The following is a 15897-nucleotide window of genomic DNA, read 5'->3' as shown; positions in this document are numbered from 1 at the left end:
CGGTGACTGCTGGTACGGTGGGCCGGATGTCCGCCGTCACGCGTGGTGTGGTCAGACTCGTCGGGAGCCTGCTGCTCCTGCTGCTCATGACCGGAGCGTCATCCGGGGCGCAGCGGTTCGACTTCCGTGAGGTGGGTGTCTCCCGCTCCTTCGAGGCCGAAATCATCACCGAGGTGTTCCGCGACCACGTGGGGCTGCTGTGGATTGGGACGCGCGAGGCGCTCTACCTCCATGACGGCCAGCGCTTCCGCAAGTTCCAGCACGAGGTCGGCCACCCGGACTCCCTGTCGAGCAGCGCCGTGAGGACCCTTCATGAGGATGCGCGGGGCCGCCTGTGGATTGGGACCAACACGGGAGGACTGAACCTGCTCGACCGGGCGCGCTGGACGTTCCAGCACTTCCGCCACGACCCCGCGAACCCGACGAGCATCGACGACGGCGGAGTCTTCGCGCTCGAGGACGAGGAGGACGGCCGGCTGTGGGTGGGCACCGCCTCCGGGCTCAGCCTGCTGGACCCGTCGACCGGACGCGCCACCCGGGTGCCACTGCTTCCCGGTGGTGGGGACGAGTTCGTGATGTCGGTGCACCGCGAGCCTTCCGGAGAGCTCTGGGTCGCCACCACCGGCCGGGGCCTGTTCCGCCGGCGCGCGGGAAAGACCTCGTTCGAGCGTGTCCCCGCCGAGGCGGGAGAGCTCGCCCCGTTGAACGTCTTCACGCTCGCGCCGGACCCGCGGGGAGGGCTCTGGGTTGGCGCGCGAGATGGCCTCTACCGGGTGGAGCCCGGCACCGGGCACCTGCGCCGCGTGGACCTCTCACCACCGGAGCTCGCCGACGCGCTGGTCAACGTCACGGAGCTGGAGCCGGATGGACACGGGACGCTCTGGATTGGCACCTACGGCCAGGGCCTCTACCGGCTGGACACGGCGACCGGAAGGCTGGCCGGGGTGGAGATGCCGGTCCGGGGCGCGGGTGGGCAGCACATCGACCAGGGCGCGCTGGCGCTGGACGCCCAGCAGGGACTGTTCGTCGGCACGTTCGGCGCGGGGCTGTTCCGCGCCTCCCTCCACCCGCCCGTCCTCCAGCGCGTGGACACCGTGGGCACGGCGGAAGCGAACGCGCTGGCCCAGGGAGACCTCTACGCCGTGCTGCCGGATGGCGAGGGTCGCCTGCTCCTGGGGCACTACGGCGACGGAGTGGCGACGCTGACGGTGGCCACGGGGACGGTGGAGCCGCTGGTCATCCCCGCGCCGCCCGACGAGCAGGTGCACGGCGTCCTCTCGCTGCTGCGCACACGCGAAGGCTTCATCTGGGCCGGCATCTCCGAGGGCGCCTGGCGCTTCAATCCCGTCACGGGGGACTTCCGGTTCTACCGCCGGGGGCTGGGCGAGGGAGAAGGCCGGGCGCCGGGCTTCGTCTACTCGCTGCTCGAGGACTCGCGAGGCCGCGTATGGCTGGGCTCCGGCGGCGGTGGCCTCTACCGCTACCGGCCGGAGACGGATGACTTCGTCGTCTTCCGTCACTCCGCGGTGGACCCGCGCTCACCGCCCGACGACTTCATCACGGTGCTGATGGAGGACCGCCGCGGGCGCATCTGGATGGGCACGCGCTCGGGCGGGGCCGCGCTCTGCACGGAGAAGCACGAGTCGCTCGACTGCACGCGCCTGTCCCCGGGCGGCTCGCCAGGGCTCAACCACCACCACGTCGGCGCGCTGCTGGAGGACCCGTCCGGCGCGGTGTGGGTTGGCACCGTGGGTGGCGGGCTCCACCGGGCCACGCCGGATGCGCAGGGAGGCATCTCCCGCGTCGAGCGGTGGACCCGGAGCGAGGGCCTCATCGATGACCACGCGGTGGCGCTCGCGTTCGCCCCGGATGGCGCGCTCTGGGTGGCCACGCGCGCGGGGCTCTCGCGCTTCGACCAGGCCTCGGGACACTTCGAGAGCTACGGCACCGCCGACGGGCTGCCGACGGCCATGTTCAATCTCAAGGCCGTCGCGCTCGACGGAGGCCGGCTCTACTGGGGCACGACGAAGGGCATCGTCGCGCTGGACCCCTCCATCCGTCCCGAGCGAGGCCCGACGCCGCCCATCATCATCACCTCCATCGAGGGGCTGGAGGCACTCCCCGAGCGGCCCGTGTGGGAGCTGACGTCCCTGGAGGTGCCCTGGGCGCAGCCCTTCTCGCTGGAGTTCTCCGTCCTCGACTTCAGCCGGGGCGACGCGGAGTACGCCTACCAGCTCACCGCCGACGGGCCCTGGACGCCGCTCGGGACGCGCAGCCAGCTCACCTTCCACGCGCTGCCGCCCGGCGACTACCTGCTGAGCATCCGGGGACGCGCGCCGGGGCGGGACTGGAACGAGACACGCCCGCTCGCCCTGCGAGTCGCTCCACCCTTCTGGCGGCGCGGGGAGGTGCGCGTCGGCGCGCTGGTCCTGGTGATGCTCGTCGTCGTGGCGGGCCTGGCCTGGCGCACCCGGGCCCTGCAGCGGCGCAACGAGGCGCTCCGAGCGCTCCAGGCCGAGCGGGAAGCCGCGCTGGAGGAGGCGCGCTCCAGTCGCGACGGCCTTCGCGAGGCCTTCGCCCACCTGCGGCGGCTGACGATGCGGCTGGAGGAGGCGAAGGAGGAGGAGCGCAGGCACCTCGCCCGCGAGCTGCACGACGAGTTCGGCCAGGCGCTCACGGCGGTGAAGATAAATCTGGGCCTCGTGGCGACGGCGGCGCGTGCCAACGGCGCGGGCATGGACCGGCTCACGGAGACGATTGCCATGGTGGACGGGCTCATCGGCCAGGTGCGAGCGCTCTCCATCGATTTGCGCCCGCCGGTGCTCGACGAGATGGGCCTGGTGCCCGCGCTGGAGGGTTACCTCCGGGGCGTGGGACAGCGCGGCGGCGTGGAGCTCGGCTTCGACGCGGGGGAGAATCTGCCGATGCTCGGGGCCGGCAGGGAGATTGTCCTCTTCCGGGTCATCCAGGAGGCCGTCACCAATGCGGTGCGCCACTCCGGCGCGCGGCGCATCGACGTGCGGCTGGAGCCCTCGGGAGCCGCCGTCTGGCTGGAGGTGCGCGATGACGGGAGGGGCTTCGCACCCGAGGCGGCCCTCGCGGGAGGCGCGGCGCGGACCTTCGGCCTGTTCGGCATGCAGGAGCGGGTGCGGGAGCTGGGCGGCCGCTTCGAGGTGACGTCGCGTCCTGGCGAGGGGACGCGCGTCGTGGCCGAGGTTCCCCTCGCCAACGAGGAGGAGCACCGTGCGCGTACTGCTGGCGGATGACCACAAGCTGGTGCGAGCGGGCCTGCGGGCCCTGCTGGAGTCCCTGCCGGACGTCACGGTGCTGGCGGAGAGTGGGGACGGCCAGGAGGTCATCGAGCTGGCCGGGCGCCTGCGTCCGGACGTGCTGCTGCTGGACATCTCACTGCCGGGGCTCAATGGCATCGAGGTGGCGAAGCGACTGGCGCCGCTGTCCCCCGCCACGCGGGTGCTCATCCTCTCCATGCACACCGCCACCGAGTACGTGGCCCAGGCGCTCCGCGCGGGCGTGGCCGGCTATCTCGTGAAGGACTCCGCGGTGGACGAGCTCAAGGTGGCGCTGGACTCCGTCCACCAGGGGCGCACGTACCTCAGCCCCGCCATCTCCGGAGCGGTGGTGGCGGGCTTCCTGCGCACCGACGAGCAGAAGCCGCCCGCGGCGAACCCGCTGGCGCTGCTCACGCCCCGGCAGCGCGAAATCCTCCAGCTCATCGCGGAGGGCCATGGGACGCGAGGCATCGCCGCGAGGCTCGGCGTCAGCGTCAAGACGGTGGAGACGCACCGCGCCCAGTTGATGGAGCGCCTGGGCATCTATGACGTGCCCGCGCTCGTCCGGCTGGCCATGCGCCACGGCCTGGTGCCCGCCGAGTCCACCTGAGCGCCGATTCACCCCTCAGGGATTCCCCGAGGTCTCTCAGGGAGTCCCCGATGGTGTCTGCCTTCACCCCGGCCCTACCGTCCGCGACGTGCTCCGGCACAGACCTGTGTCGGAGGACTCACCGCAGTCTGGGAGGTCGACATGTCGTATCCGGAGTGGAGCCCGGTGGGCGGAGGCACGCGGCGCGGAGTGCTCGCGTTGCTCGCCTGCTGCCTGCTGTTCTCGACGGGTGCATCCGCCGCGTCGGTGGAGAAGCGCAACCTGGTGGAGCTCATCGAGCAGTCGGACAGCATCCTCGTGGGCGCGGTGGAGCGCGTCACCGACGGCATCGACGCGCGTGGAGTGCCGTACACGGAAGTCACCCTGCGCGTGGACGAGAACCTCCGCGGGAAGCAGGCCGGTGGGACGTACACCTTCCGCCAGTTCGGGCTCATGGCGCCGCGGAAGATGGCGAATGGCCGCACGCTGATGGCCGTCACTCCGGAGGGCTGGCCTCGCTACCTGAAGGATGAGCGAGTGGTGATGTTCCTCCACGCGCCCGCGCGCCTCACGGGCCTGCAGACGGCGGTGGGACTGGCGCAGGGCAAGCTGCGCATCTCCAACAACCGCGTGCTCAACGCGGTGGACAACGAGGGCCTGTTCGCGGGCGTGAAGGTCGACCCCGCCCTGCTGAAGCAGGAGGAGGCCGCGATGCTGGCGAAGCAGCGGGGCGCCGTGGATGCCACGGCCTTCCTCGGGCTGGTCCGCCGCGCCGTGAAGGAGAACTGGGTGTCCCAGGGGAGGATGAAGAATGCGCGCTAGGAACTGCTTCCTCCGCATCGGCGCCGCGGCCGTGCTCACCACGGCCACCCTGGCCCACGCCGGCGGCCCGCTCGCCATCGCGGACCCGGACCGACACATTCCCTACGCCTGGCCCAACGGCGTGCCCGTGCAGGTGTACACCGACCTGGACGCGCTGGGGCCTCTGTCCAACGAGACGGCGGATGGCCTCACCGCCTTCGCGTTCGGTCAGTGGACGCAGGTGCCCACCTCGGACTTCACGGCCGTGGTGGCCGGTGACTTCGCCAGCCTGGGGCTGCCGGACATCACCGGGACGAACGCGGACCTCGTCGTGGGCGCCTTCAACGGCGGTGGCATCCACGTCCTGTACGACCACGACGGCTCCATCATCCGCGACTTCTTCGGCGCGCCCGACGGGGTGCTCGGCATCGCCAGCCCGGAGTGGACCGACGGGACGACCATCATCGAGAGCTGGGCGGTGATGAACGGCGCCGCCGTGGACCCGGCGGACGTCACGGGTGCCGACTTCGCAGGCGTCCTCACCCACGAGTTCGGCCACGCCATCAACCTGGCCCATACCCAGACGAACGGCGCCATCGCCTTCCTCGGAGACACGGAAGCGCCCGCGGGCTGCACGCCGCCCTACTCCGCCCCGCTCACGCTGAACGACATCGAGACGATGTACCCGTTCATCAACCCGGGGCAGACGGGCCGGGTGCAGTCCACGGTGGAGCACCCGGACGACGTCGCCTCGCTCTCCAACCTCTACCCCGCGGCCGGCTGGCCCGCGAGCAGGGGCAGCATCCGCGGCCGCATCCTGCTGACGGACGGGAGCACGCCCATCACCGGCATCAACGTCATCGCGCGCAACGTGGACAACCCCTACGGCGACGCGGTGTCCGCGCTGTCCGGCGACTACAGCCAGGGCGCGTCCACCACGCCGGATGGAAGCTTCACGCTCAACGGCCTGACGCCGGGCGCGCGGTACGTGGTGTACGTGGACGGCATCGTGGAGGGCGGCTTCTCCACGCCTCCCTCGCCGCTGCCGGGTGCCGAGGAGTTCTACAACGGCACGGGCGAGTCCGGCCGGACGGAGACCGATGACCGCTGCGCCTCCACCGCGCTCGTCGCGGCGGCGGGTGCGCCCATCACCGCGGACATCCTCTTCAACACCGCGGAGGCGGACGAGAACTTCCTCGCGATTCCCGTCGCCAGCACGCAGGCCACGGGCGTGTCGGGCAACGGCAAGGTCATCGTCGGCGGCTTCGCGGGGCAGGACGCGCCCGGCTGGCGGTGGACGGAGAAGGACGGCTTCACGGTGCTCGGTGGCACCGGCAACGTGAGCGTGGACGACAGCGGGCACGTCATCAGCGGCAGCTTCATGGGCTCGGACGGCCTCATCCGCGTGGGCCTCTGGCAGGGCGGCCAGTCCTGGAAGGCCCTCCCGGTGGGCCACGGCAAGGTGGGCTCGTGCGACGCGACGCAGACCAGCCCCTTCGACATCTCGGGGGACGGCGACGCGGTGGTGGGCCTGGCGTACGGCCCGGAGGGCTGCGGTGCTCCGTTCGCCTTCCGCTGGACGGCGAAGCGCGGCCTGGAGAACCTGGGCGGCCTGGGGCCGTGGACGCGGGCGAACGCGACCAACAGGAACGGCAAGGTGGTGGTGGGCTGGAACGACCTGAGCGAGACGTACCCCGGCCGCATCGGCGTCTACTGGAAGGACGGTCTGCAGTTCCTGGTGGACTCGGAGCAGCCCGTCGGTGAGGCCTCGGATGTCAGCTCGGACGGCAAGGTCATCGTCGGGCTGGGCGGGCAGGACGGCAACGCCTGGCGCTTCGACGAGGAGACCGGCCTGGAGTCACTCGGGAAGCTTCCCGTGCCCGGCCTGCCGGACTTCTGGAACCGCTCGGCGGCGAGCGCCGTGTCGGAGGACGGCGCTGTCGTCCTGGGCTACTCGGGCTTCTTCATCCAGCGCGAGCCGTTCCTGTGGACGCGGGAGCTGGGCATGGTGAACCTCGGGGACTTCCTCATCGGCCAGGGCATGTACGGCGTCGAGCAGTGGGACCTCGGCACGCCCATGGCCATCAGCGAGAACGGCCGGGTCATCACCGGCTGGGGCTTCGGGCCGCTCGGAGTGCAGGGCTGGGCCGTGACGCTGAAGAAGGTGGCGGTGTGCGTGGACCCGCACGGGAAGAAGCCGAAGACGAAGCAGGTCAGCTTCCCGCACGAGATGAACAAGCAACTCCGCAAGGGCGCCATCCCGGGCCGCTGCGAGAACGTGCTTCCGTGACGTAGCGAGGCTCCCGACGTAACGGAGCCACCGGGGAGGACGGCCGCGGGGGCCGCCCTCCCCGGTGGCCGAGGCCGACGGGACGTCAGTCGAACAGTCCCTGCAGGTAGAAGCGCCCGTCCCGCCCATCCCGGAAAACCCACGCCGGGCCCAGCCCCTCGAAGTGCACCCGGTAGTAGTCCCGCTCGTAGGGGGCGTCGGACCACCACTCTCCGGACAGCCGCTCCGGGCCGGCCATCGCCGTCACCCGGTGCCGCTTCCCGCCGAGCCGCGCCGCCACGAGCCGCCCCGACTGCGCCACCTCCGCGTCCAGGCACGCCGGCGAAGCCAACAGCCGCGACGGCCGCTCCCGTCCCACGCCCGGCGCCGGGTCTCCCCGCGCACCCGCCTCCAGCCCGTCCGCCGCGAGTCCCCGCCTGCGCTCCGGCGGGTGGAAGGCCCGCCCCTGGTGCGCCACCTCCGGCCGGTGGACGGACTCCAGCCCCGCCGCGAAGAGCGACTGCTCGCCCAGCGTCGTCACCAGCCGCGACAGCACCACCTCCAGCGCCGCGTCTCCCTCCGGAGCGTCCCCCAGCGCGAGCTGCTGTCCCCTGTCTTCGGAGTGCTCGTCCACCCGAGCGGACACCTCCGCCACCGGGTTCTCCAGCTTCAACTCTTCCAGCCGGTGCCGAGCCAGGTCCATGAGCAGCTTCGCCTGCGCCGTGGGCCGCGCCAGCGTCAGCGGCACCCGGGCCTGCCCCCGGGGGTCCAGCTTCAGCGAGAACGTGAGCCGCACCGCCGCCCGCCGCCGCCCGGACAGCCGCGCCCCCAGCCGGTCTGTCAGTGTCTTCAGCGCGAAGCGCAGCGGCTCGAAGGACTCCGCCGGGAAGTCCAGCACCACACGCTCCTCCAGCACCTCGTCCAGCACCGCCGCGACGAAGGGCGTGTCGTCCTCCCCCCGGCAGCGCGCGTGCACCCGCGCCCCGGCCGCCCCACCGCGCGCCGCCACCGACGCCGCGGGCAGCGCCGCCACATCCCCCAGCGTCGTCAGTCCCAGCGAGGCGAAGGGCGCGACCTCTCCGCCCTCCAGCGCCGCCAGCGGCAGCGGCGCCAGCGCCCGGGCGGCCTCGCCTTCCGGCACCACCTCCACCCGGCGGGCCCCGTACCGCGCCAGCGCCCGCGAGGTGAAGGCCTCCGAGGCGACCACCGCATGCCCCCGGTAGCCCAGCTCCGCGCACCGCTCCAGGGCCAGCGTCACCAGCCGCGCCTCGCCATCCACGAGGTGCGCCGCCCCCGCGTCCAGCCACAGGCCGTCCGGCGGGGACAACTGGAAGCCCGGCGCCAGCGCCATCAGCGCCTCGCCCAGCGCCGTCAGCGCCCGCGCTTCGTCTTCCGGGCGGTAGGGGAAGTGCCGCAGCACCGGCTCCAGCGCCGTCGCCGCCGTCAGCGTCATGCCCGGGCGCACCCCGGCCTTCAGCGCCGTGGTGGACGCGAAGGCCACGCGCCGCTGGCCGCGCACCTCCTCCACCAGCGCGAAGGGCCGGCCCGCCAGCTCCGGCAGCTCCAGCACCCGGCGCTGCACCGGGAAGCGCGTGAAGTGCAGATACGCCCTGCGCATGTCCCCCCTCAGTACGCCGCGCCGGCCGCGTCCAGGCCCTCGCGCAGGGACGGCATGGGCGCATCACGGCCGGGCCGCTGGCCGAGGATTCCGCAACCGTTACGCAGCGCCCCGGACTGATCGCGCAGGAAGTCCGGAGTGACATCCGCGCCGCCCTCCGCCACGTCCAGCACCCGTCCGCCGCCCTCCAGCCCCAGCTCCGGGTACAGCACGCTCCACGGCAGCTCCGCCCGCGTCCCCGTGCCACCCTGCCGGCTGCGCACCACCTCCACGGACCAGCCCTTCCCGTCGTGAGCCTCGGTGCGAAGCCGCGTCACCCCGTCCGCCGGCGCGTCCGGAGACGTGAGCAACAGCAGGAGCCCGCCCCCGCGCTCCGCCGCGTCCGCCAGCTTGCGCGCCTCCGCCAGGGCCATCCGAGGTGCCCTCGCCGTCGAGCCCACCCCTCGGGTCAAATCCAGCACCACGCAGGCGAAGGCCCCGCTGCGGGCGAGCTGAACCGCCGCCCACACCCGCTGCTCGGGCGCCTGGGGCCGCACGATGAGCAGCCGCTCCAAATCAACGCCCAGCGCCGCCGCCGCGGGCGGGTACAGCTCGCGCGGGCCATCCACCCACGCGCACAGCCGCTCCTCCTGGTGCGCCGCCGCCACCGCGCGCAGTGCCAGGCTGGTGCGCCCCGAGGCCGCCTCGCCGCACAGCTCCACCGCCTGCCCCAGCGGGAAGCCGCCCGCGGGCAAGAGCGCATCCACCGCCTCCATCCCCGTGCGAAGCACCGCCAGGTAGCGCCGGGGCGCCGCCTGCAACTGGCGGATCCGCTCCCGAAGCTGCTCGACGACCGAGCCGGCCGAGCCTCCCGCCCCCGCCTCCACCCGCTGCTCCACCGCCGCGCGCATCTCGCCTCCTCGCCAGAACCCGGACTGCACGAACGCCTGTCTGGACGCTCGTTCAGTATGCTCGGGGGTCTGACATGCGCCGCACAGGACGCATGGCGACGGGGCGGCGGATCCGACCTGACGGTGCGGGTCCGCGCGTGCGACGTGAGAGATCTCCAGCGTCTAGGGGGACTCCCGGGCCGCTAGCCGGCGCAGAGGACCTTCACCTCCACCTTCGTGTCATCCGCGCGGCGCAGGCACGAGCCCAGGAAGTACAGGCGCGCGGAGCGCTCCTCGCCCGAGGGCTCGTAGCGCAAGTCACCCGCCGCCACCGAGCAGCGCTCCACCGTTCCATCCGCGCGAGTGAGCTCCACCTGCGCCAGCCGCGGATCCGGCAGGTTCACCACGTCGATGCTCTGCGCCACCGAGGCCAGCGCGGCGATGCCCAGCAGCGTCTCCCGGTAGCCCTCCTTGCAGATGGAGTCCAGGTTCTGCAGGTCCTGATCAAACTTCTCCGCCATGGCGCGCTGCCGGTAGCCCGGCCCGTTCGACGTCGGGCAGTCGACGTTGCGCACGTACGTGCCGTCGCTCGTGACGTCCTGAATCAGACCGGCGCGCTTGTCGGACAGCGCCACCGGTCCAATGGTGGCCCAGAGGATCTCGCGGGAGGCACCCGTCGAATCATGCAGGCCCTGGAAGTACGAGAAGTACTCGTCCACGGACGTCAGCTTGTCCCCCTGCTCCGTGCAGTGATCCACCGACGTGTCGTCGGTGAGCACCACGGGGGGCGGGCGCGCGGTGGAGCTGCAGTCCTCCTCGTCGGACACCACCACCACCAGGAGCCGCGCCCCGTCCCGCAGGAAGCCCGCGTTGCCGCCCTCGGCGATGCTCGTCGTGGCCAGCGGCTCCGTCACCGCCAGGCGCACGGCCTCGAAGGGGGTCTCCTGCCCGCTCCCCTCGGTGCCCTGCTCCACCAGCCGGCGGAACTTCTCCACCAGGAACTCGTCCGTCCCCTCGATGAAGTGCTCGTCCGTCGCCTGGCCCGAGGCGTCCGGCACGGGCCTCAGGCGGCCGGCCTCCTCGTCGTAGTAGCGGACCGTCTCCTTCCCCTGGAACAGCGTCCGGCGGTACACGGACGTGGTGATGACGCCCACACGGAAGTCCTGCTCCAGGCCGCCGCCGCCCGCCTTGAGGGCCTCCACGAAGGCCGGCAATTCCCGGGCGATGCCCTCCTGCTCCTCGGCCATGGAGGACGAGTTGTCGATGACGAAGAGGATGTCCGTCTTCTGAGAAGCGACGAGCGGGGACTCGGCCTCGCAGTTCCCTGGCAGGGTGGAGCCCGGCTCGTCGACGGGGGACTTGCACGCCGCCCCCCACAGGGCCGGCAGGAGCAACAAGGTTGCACAGGTGCGGAGCTTCATGGGTGCCTCCGAGGGGGTCGGCGCGCCCCGGGGGCGGCGCGCCGCATCAGGCTGGGGGGGCAAGCATGCCCCACCCCACGCAAGGACGCGAGACTTCAGAGGATCGTCGGGCATCCGACGAGGGCGTGGAAAATCGCACATCGCGTTTGCCATGTCCGTTTTGGTTGTTACGTTGGTTCATCCGTCGCAGAAAACCGAGAGAAGTCCAGCGGTCCGGTCGCTTACTGACCGGGCTTGAGCAAGAGCAAGAGAAGAGGCCGAACTTCATGTCCGACGAGAAGAAGAAGGGCTCCGCCGCGAGCGCCATGCCGACCGCGATGGCTCCGCCGGGGCTCATCAACAAGGAAGACATTCCGCAGGTGCTGCCCATCCTGCCGCTGCGGAACAGCGTCTTCTTCCCGGGCGGGGTGCTTCCGCTGGCCGTCGGCCGACAGAAGACCATTGCCCTCATCAAGGACGCGGTGCGCGACGACCAGGTCATCGGTGTCGTCACGCAGCGCCGCGCCGAGGAGGAGGACCCCGGTGCCTCCGACCTCTACACCATGGGCACCGTCGCCCGCATCGTGAAGCTCTTGAAGATGGGCGAGGACAACTACTCGCTCGTCGTCCAGGGCCTCGCCCGCTTCCGCGTGGTGGAGCTGGTGCAGGAAGCGCCCTACCTGAAGGCCCGCGTCGATGCCGTGGAGGACAAGACCTCCTCGGAGAACGTCGAGGTCGAGGCCCTCGGCATCAACCTGAAGAAGCTGGCGCGCGAGGTCATCGAGCTGATGCCCGAGCTGCCCGCCGCCGCCACCGAGCTGGTGGAGAGCATCACCCATCCGGGCCACCTGGCGGACCTCATCGCCGCCAACGTGGACGTCCCGATTGAGGAGAAGCAGGCCGTCCTCGAGACGGTGGACCTCAAGGCGCGCATGAAGCTCGTCCTCGAGCTGCTCAACCGCAAGCGGGAGATCCTCAAGCTCTCCAACAAGATCGACTCCGCCGTGAAGGGCGAGATGTCGAAGACCCAGCGCGAGTACTACCTGCGCCAGCAGCTCAAGGCCATCAAGGAAGAGCTCGGCGAGATGGGCGAGGAGGAGGAGGAGCTCGACGAGCTGCAGGAGCGCCTGAAGAAGGCGGGCCTGCCGCCCGACGTGGAGAAGGTGGCCCAGAAGGAGCTCAACCGCCTGAAGACCATTCCGGCGGCCTCCAGCGAGTACACCGTCTCGCGCACCTACCTGGACTGGATTGCCGACCTGCCGTGGTCGAAGGTGTCCGAGGACAACCTCGACATCGAGAACGCGCGCCAGCAGCTCGACAAGGACCACTTCGGCATCAAGAAGGTGAAGAAGCGCATCCTGGAGTACCTCGCGGTGCGCAAGCTGAAGAACGACATGCGTGGCCCCATCCTCTGCCTCGTGGGCCCTCCGGGCGTCGGCAAGACGTCGCTGGGCCAGAGCGTGGCGAAGGCGACCGGCCGCAAGTTCGTGCGCCTGTCCCTGGGCGGCGTGCGTGACGAGGCTGAAATCCGCGGCCACCGTCGCACGTACGTCGGCGCCCTGCCCGGCCGCTTCATCCAGAGCATGAAGAAGGCCGGCACCAAGAACCCGGTGATGATGCTCGACGAGATCGACAAGCTCGGCGCGGACTTCCGCGGCGACCCGAGCGCGGCGCTCCTCGAGGTGCTGGATCCGGAGCAGAACAACTCGTTCAGCGACCACTACCTGGACGTGGCCTTCGACCTGTCCAAGGTCATGTTCGTCGCCACGGCGAACCAGCTCGACCCCATCCCCGGGCCGCTCCGGGACCGCATGGAGATCATCGAGCTGACGGGCTACACGTTCGAGGAGAAGCAGAGCATCGCCCGCATCCACCTGGTGCCCAAGCAGCTCAAGGAGCACGGGCTCAGCGGGGACCACATCGAGATCACCGACGAGGCGCTGCTCACGCTGACCACGTCGTACACGCGCGAGGCCGGTGTGCGTAACCTCGAGCGCCGCATCGCGGACATCTGCCGCGCGGTGGCGGTGGAGGTGGCCGGCGGGAAGACGGAGAAGCAGAGCATCAACGCCGAGCGCGTGAAGGAGATCCTCGGGCCCGAGACGTTCTACTCGGAAGTGGCCGAGCGGACCGAGGTGCCGGGTGTGGCCACGGGCCTCGCCTGGACGGCGGCGGGTGGCGACCTGCTCTTCATCGAGGCGACGAAGATGGCGGGCAAGGGCGGCATGACGCTCACCGGCCAGCTCGGCGACGTGATGAAGGAGAGCGCCACGGCGGCGCTGAGCTACCTGCGCAGCAAGGCGGAGCAGCTCGGCATCAGCCCGAACTTCCTGGAGAAGACGGACCTGCACCTGCACTTCCCGGCGGGCTCCATTCCGAAGGACGGGCCGTCGGCCGGCGTCACCATCCTCACCGCGCTCACGAGCCTCTTGACGGGCATCCGGGTGCGGCACGACACGGCGATGACGGGCGAGGCGACGCTCCGTGGCCTGGTGCTGCCGGTGGGTGGCATCAAGGAGAAGGTGCTGGCGGCGCACCGGGCGGGCATCAAGCGGGTCATCCTGCCCGAGCGGTGCCGCAAGGACCTCATCGACGTGCCGGACCAGGCGCGCAACGAGCTGGAGTTCATCTTCGTCACGCACATGGACGAGGTGCTCAAGGCCGCGCTGGAGTCCATGCCCGTCGGCCTCGCCAGCAGTGGCGGGGGCGAGCCGGGCAAGGAGGCCCCGCTGGCGCAGAAGCCGGCGGAGCCCGAGGTCCGCGCCTAGCGCGAGGCTTCACGGCCTGAAGTGACACGGGCAGGTTCCCTCCTTGGGGACCTGCCCGTTGTCTTTGCGGGGCGCAGAGCCTCCGCCCCCACCAGGCGGGGAAGCGAGATGCGGCCCAGGAGCACCGGGTACCTCTTTCGCGAGGGCGACACGTCGGGAGACACTGCGGAACCACGCTCCGCCCCCGGGCGTCACACCCGCCATGCTGAAAGCCTCGTTCCTGCTCGGACTGTGCATCGCCATGGGAGCCGGGTCCGCGCTTGCATCGGACACGGTGCAAACGACCTCCGTCCCCGCGGCACACGGCGTCGCCGAGGCCTCGACGATTTCACCCGCGTGGCCCGCCCCGGGCGCACCGCTCACGGTGGCGGAGGTGCGCTTTCCCGAGGGCTTCGGGAAGCGGCGCATCTACCTGGACGCGGGGCACGGTGCGGCGGGGAACACGGGCAACCGCTCCGTCACGTGCGAGGACGAAGAAGCCTTCACCCTGCGCGTGGCGGAGGACCTGGCTCGGCGGCTGGAGGCCACCGGGCACTTCCGCGTGCGCCTGAGCCGCAAGCCGGGCGAGCGCGTCCCCTACCCGTCCCGCCTCAATGCCGCGCGGCGCTGGAACGCGGATGTGCTGCTGAGCCTGCACTCGGATGCGCGCGGCCTGGCGCAGCCCTGGGAACCCACGCCGGGACAACAGTGCTACCGGCAGGACGCGTCCCCCGGCTTCAGCGTGCTCTGGTCCGAGGAGGCCGGTACGCCCCTTCGTTCCCAGCGGGCCCTGCTGGCCCGTGCGCTCGCCCGGAACATGGGGAGCGCCGGCTTTCGTACCTATGACGGCGTGGACTACACGGGGCTCTATGCCGCCGACGCCGCGCAGTCCGGCGTCTTCGTCGCGAAGGTGAGCGAGCCCACGCACCGCCGCATCTTCGTGCTCCGCCGACCGACCATTCCCTCCGTCATCATCGAGACGCACCACGCGCTCGACTTCGAGGAGGCCGCGCGCTGGCGCGAGGAACGCACCCTGGAGGCGTTCTCCGCGGCAGTGGCCCAGGGCCTGGTGGATGCCTTCGCGCCGGCGCCAGGCCCCAGCGCGACGGCCCGGCCCTGAAGAAGCCAAGATTTCCGTAGCGGCCCCCGATTGCCTGGCGCGCATGCAGTCGCGGGGACACCGCGCGACCTGAGGCGCTCAAGCGAGCGATGCCAGTTCCCGGGTGAGCTCGGCGGCGCCGACTTCCTTGCACCCCTCGGGGTTCTGGCCGCACCAGAGCGGCGAGAAGTCGCCGCTCCCCGCGGCCTCGGCCTTCGCCCGCAGCGGCAACAGGGCTGCCGTCGCGAGCGGGAAGGCCGGCGTGGCGGAGTTGAGCGGCCCCAGCTCGCGCATGGCGCGGTTGACGATGCCGCGGGCGGGCCGGCCGGTGAAGATGTTGGTCAGCGCGGTGTGCCGCGCGGACTCGCGCTTCAGGGCCGCACGGTGCACCGCACTCGTCGTCGCCTCTTGGCAGAGCATGTACGCGGTGCCGACCTGCGCCGCCACGGCGCCCAGCGACAGCGCCGCCGCCACGCCCCTGGCATCCGCGATGCCCCCGGCCGCGATGACCGGCACCTTCACCGCGTGCACGACCTGCGGCAGCAGCGCGAAGGTGCCCATCTGCCGCGTCAGGTCGTCCGACAGGAAGTGCCCACGATGGCCGCCGGCCTCCAGGCCCTGCGCGATGATTGCGTCGGCGCCGTGCGCTTCGAGCCAGCGTGCCTCTTCCACGGTGGTGGCGGAGGACAGGACCTTCGCGCCCGTGCGCTTCACGCGCGCGAGTAGCTCGGGGGTGGGCAGGCCGTAATGGAAGCTCACGATGGCGGGGCGGAACTCCTCCAGGACCTCCGCGGCCGCGGCGTCGAAGGGGAGGCGGCCCGGGCCCGCCGGGACGCTGGCGGGGTCGATTCCGAACTCGCGGTAGTAGGGACCGAGCCGTTCGCGCCACGCGGACTCGATAGCCTCGTCCGGCACAGGTGGGGTGTGCGCGAAGAAGTTGACGTTGAACGGCTTCGACGTGCCCGCCCGGAGGGCTCCGAGCTCCTTGCGCAGGGCATCGGTCGTCAGCATCGCGCAGGGGATCGACCCCAGGCCTCCGACATTGGACACCGCGATGGCGAGTGCACTCCCCTGCACCCCGGCCATGGGCGCCTGGATGATGGGGAGCTCGATGCCCAGGAGCTCGCGCAGACGGTTCATGCTCTCCTCCTCGACCGCTTCATGCTGGCCCAGATAGGTGGCGGCCGCCAGCGAGCCGTCATGGGGAGGTGCCTG

The 15897-nt window shown here is 71.4% G+C and carries 10 protein-coding genes; 6 read left to right on the top strand and 4 right to left on the bottom strand.

What is annotated here, in order from left to right:
• Window positions 1–26: 26 nt before the first annotated feature.
• The 4 genes from ACVTJA_RS25030 to ACVTJA_RS25015 all read left to right on the top strand — a co-directional run bounded on the left by ACVTJA_RS25030 (window position 27) and on the right by ACVTJA_RS25015 (window position 6970).
• Window positions 27–3266, top strand: coding sequence for a sensor histidine kinase (locus tag ACVTJA_RS25030; protein ID WP_465839759.1), 3240 nt, complete (start codon window positions 27–29; stop codon window positions 3264–3266).
• The gene (locus ACVTJA_RS25025) at window positions 3244–3900 is read left to right on the top strand and encodes a response regulator (protein ID WP_465839757.1); all 657 of its coding nucleotides are present in this window, start codon (window positions 3244–3246) and stop codon (window positions 3898–3900) included. The genes ACVTJA_RS25030 and ACVTJA_RS25025 overlap by 23 nt, the downstream gene beginning before the upstream one ends.
• 141 nt (window positions 3901–4041) lie before the next feature.
• The gene (locus tag ACVTJA_RS25020; RefSeq protein ID WP_465839755.1) at window positions 4042–4701 is read left to right on the top strand and encodes a hypothetical protein; all 660 of its coding nucleotides are present in this window, start codon (window positions 4042–4044) and stop codon (window positions 4699–4701) included.
• Window positions 4691–6970, top strand: coding sequence for a hypothetical protein (locus ACVTJA_RS25015; RefSeq protein ID WP_465839754.1), 2280 nt, complete (start codon window positions 4691–4693; stop codon window positions 6968–6970). The genes ACVTJA_RS25020 and ACVTJA_RS25015 overlap by 11 nt, the downstream gene beginning before the upstream one ends.
• 85 nt (window positions 6971–7055) lie before the next feature.
• Here ACVTJA_RS25015 and ACVTJA_RS25010 read toward each other — a convergent pair whose 3' ends face one another.
• The 3 genes from ACVTJA_RS25010 to ACVTJA_RS25000 all read right to left on the bottom strand — a co-directional run bounded on the left by ACVTJA_RS25010 (window position 7056) and on the right by ACVTJA_RS25000 (window position 10857).
• Window positions 7056–8567 (bottom strand): Y-family DNA polymerase, encoded by a 1512-nt coding sequence (locus tag ACVTJA_RS25010; RefSeq protein ID WP_465839753.1) that lies wholly within the window; start codon window positions 8565–8567, stop codon window positions 7056–7058.
• Window positions 8568–8575: 8 nt separating this feature from the next.
• Window positions 8576–9457: an ImuA family protein gene (locus ACVTJA_RS25005; RefSeq protein WP_465839751.1), complete on the bottom strand. Its 882-nt coding sequence runs from the start codon at window positions 9455–9457 to the stop codon at window positions 8576–8578.
• 182 nt (window positions 9458–9639) lie between these two features.
• Window positions 9640–10857, bottom strand: a complete 1218-nt coding sequence (locus tag ACVTJA_RS25000) for a vWA domain-containing protein (RefSeq protein WP_465839749.1) — start codon at window positions 10855–10857, stop codon at window positions 9640–9642.
• 266 nt (window positions 10858–11123) lie between these two features.
• Between ACVTJA_RS25000 and lon the strand changes: the two genes are divergently transcribed.
• Together lon and ACVTJA_RS24990 are read left to right on the top strand one after the other, a co-directional pair.
• Complete coding sequence (gene lon / locus ACVTJA_RS24995) at window positions 11124–13604, top strand: endopeptidase La (protein ID WP_465839748.1); 2481 nt, start codon at window positions 11124–11126, stop codon at window positions 13602–13604.
• Window positions 13605–13806: 202 nt separating this feature from the next.
• A complete protein-coding gene (locus ACVTJA_RS24990) occupies window positions 13807–14703 on the top strand; it encodes an N-acetylmuramoyl-L-alanine amidase family protein (RefSeq protein WP_465839747.1) in 897 nt (298 codons plus the stop codon).
• 78 nt (window positions 14704–14781) lie between these two features.
• On the opposite strand, the gene ACVTJA_RS24985 is transcribed toward ACVTJA_RS24990, so the two are convergent.
• A complete protein-coding gene (locus ACVTJA_RS24985) occupies window positions 14782–15822 on the bottom strand; it encodes an NAD(P)H-dependent flavin oxidoreductase (RefSeq protein ID WP_465839746.1) in 1041 nt (346 codons plus the stop codon).
• Window positions 15823–15897: the final 75 nt, after the last annotated feature.

This window comes from Pyxidicoccus sp. M6 (genome assembly GCF_055568925.1).
This window is presented reverse-complemented; position numbering and strand designations above follow the sequence as displayed.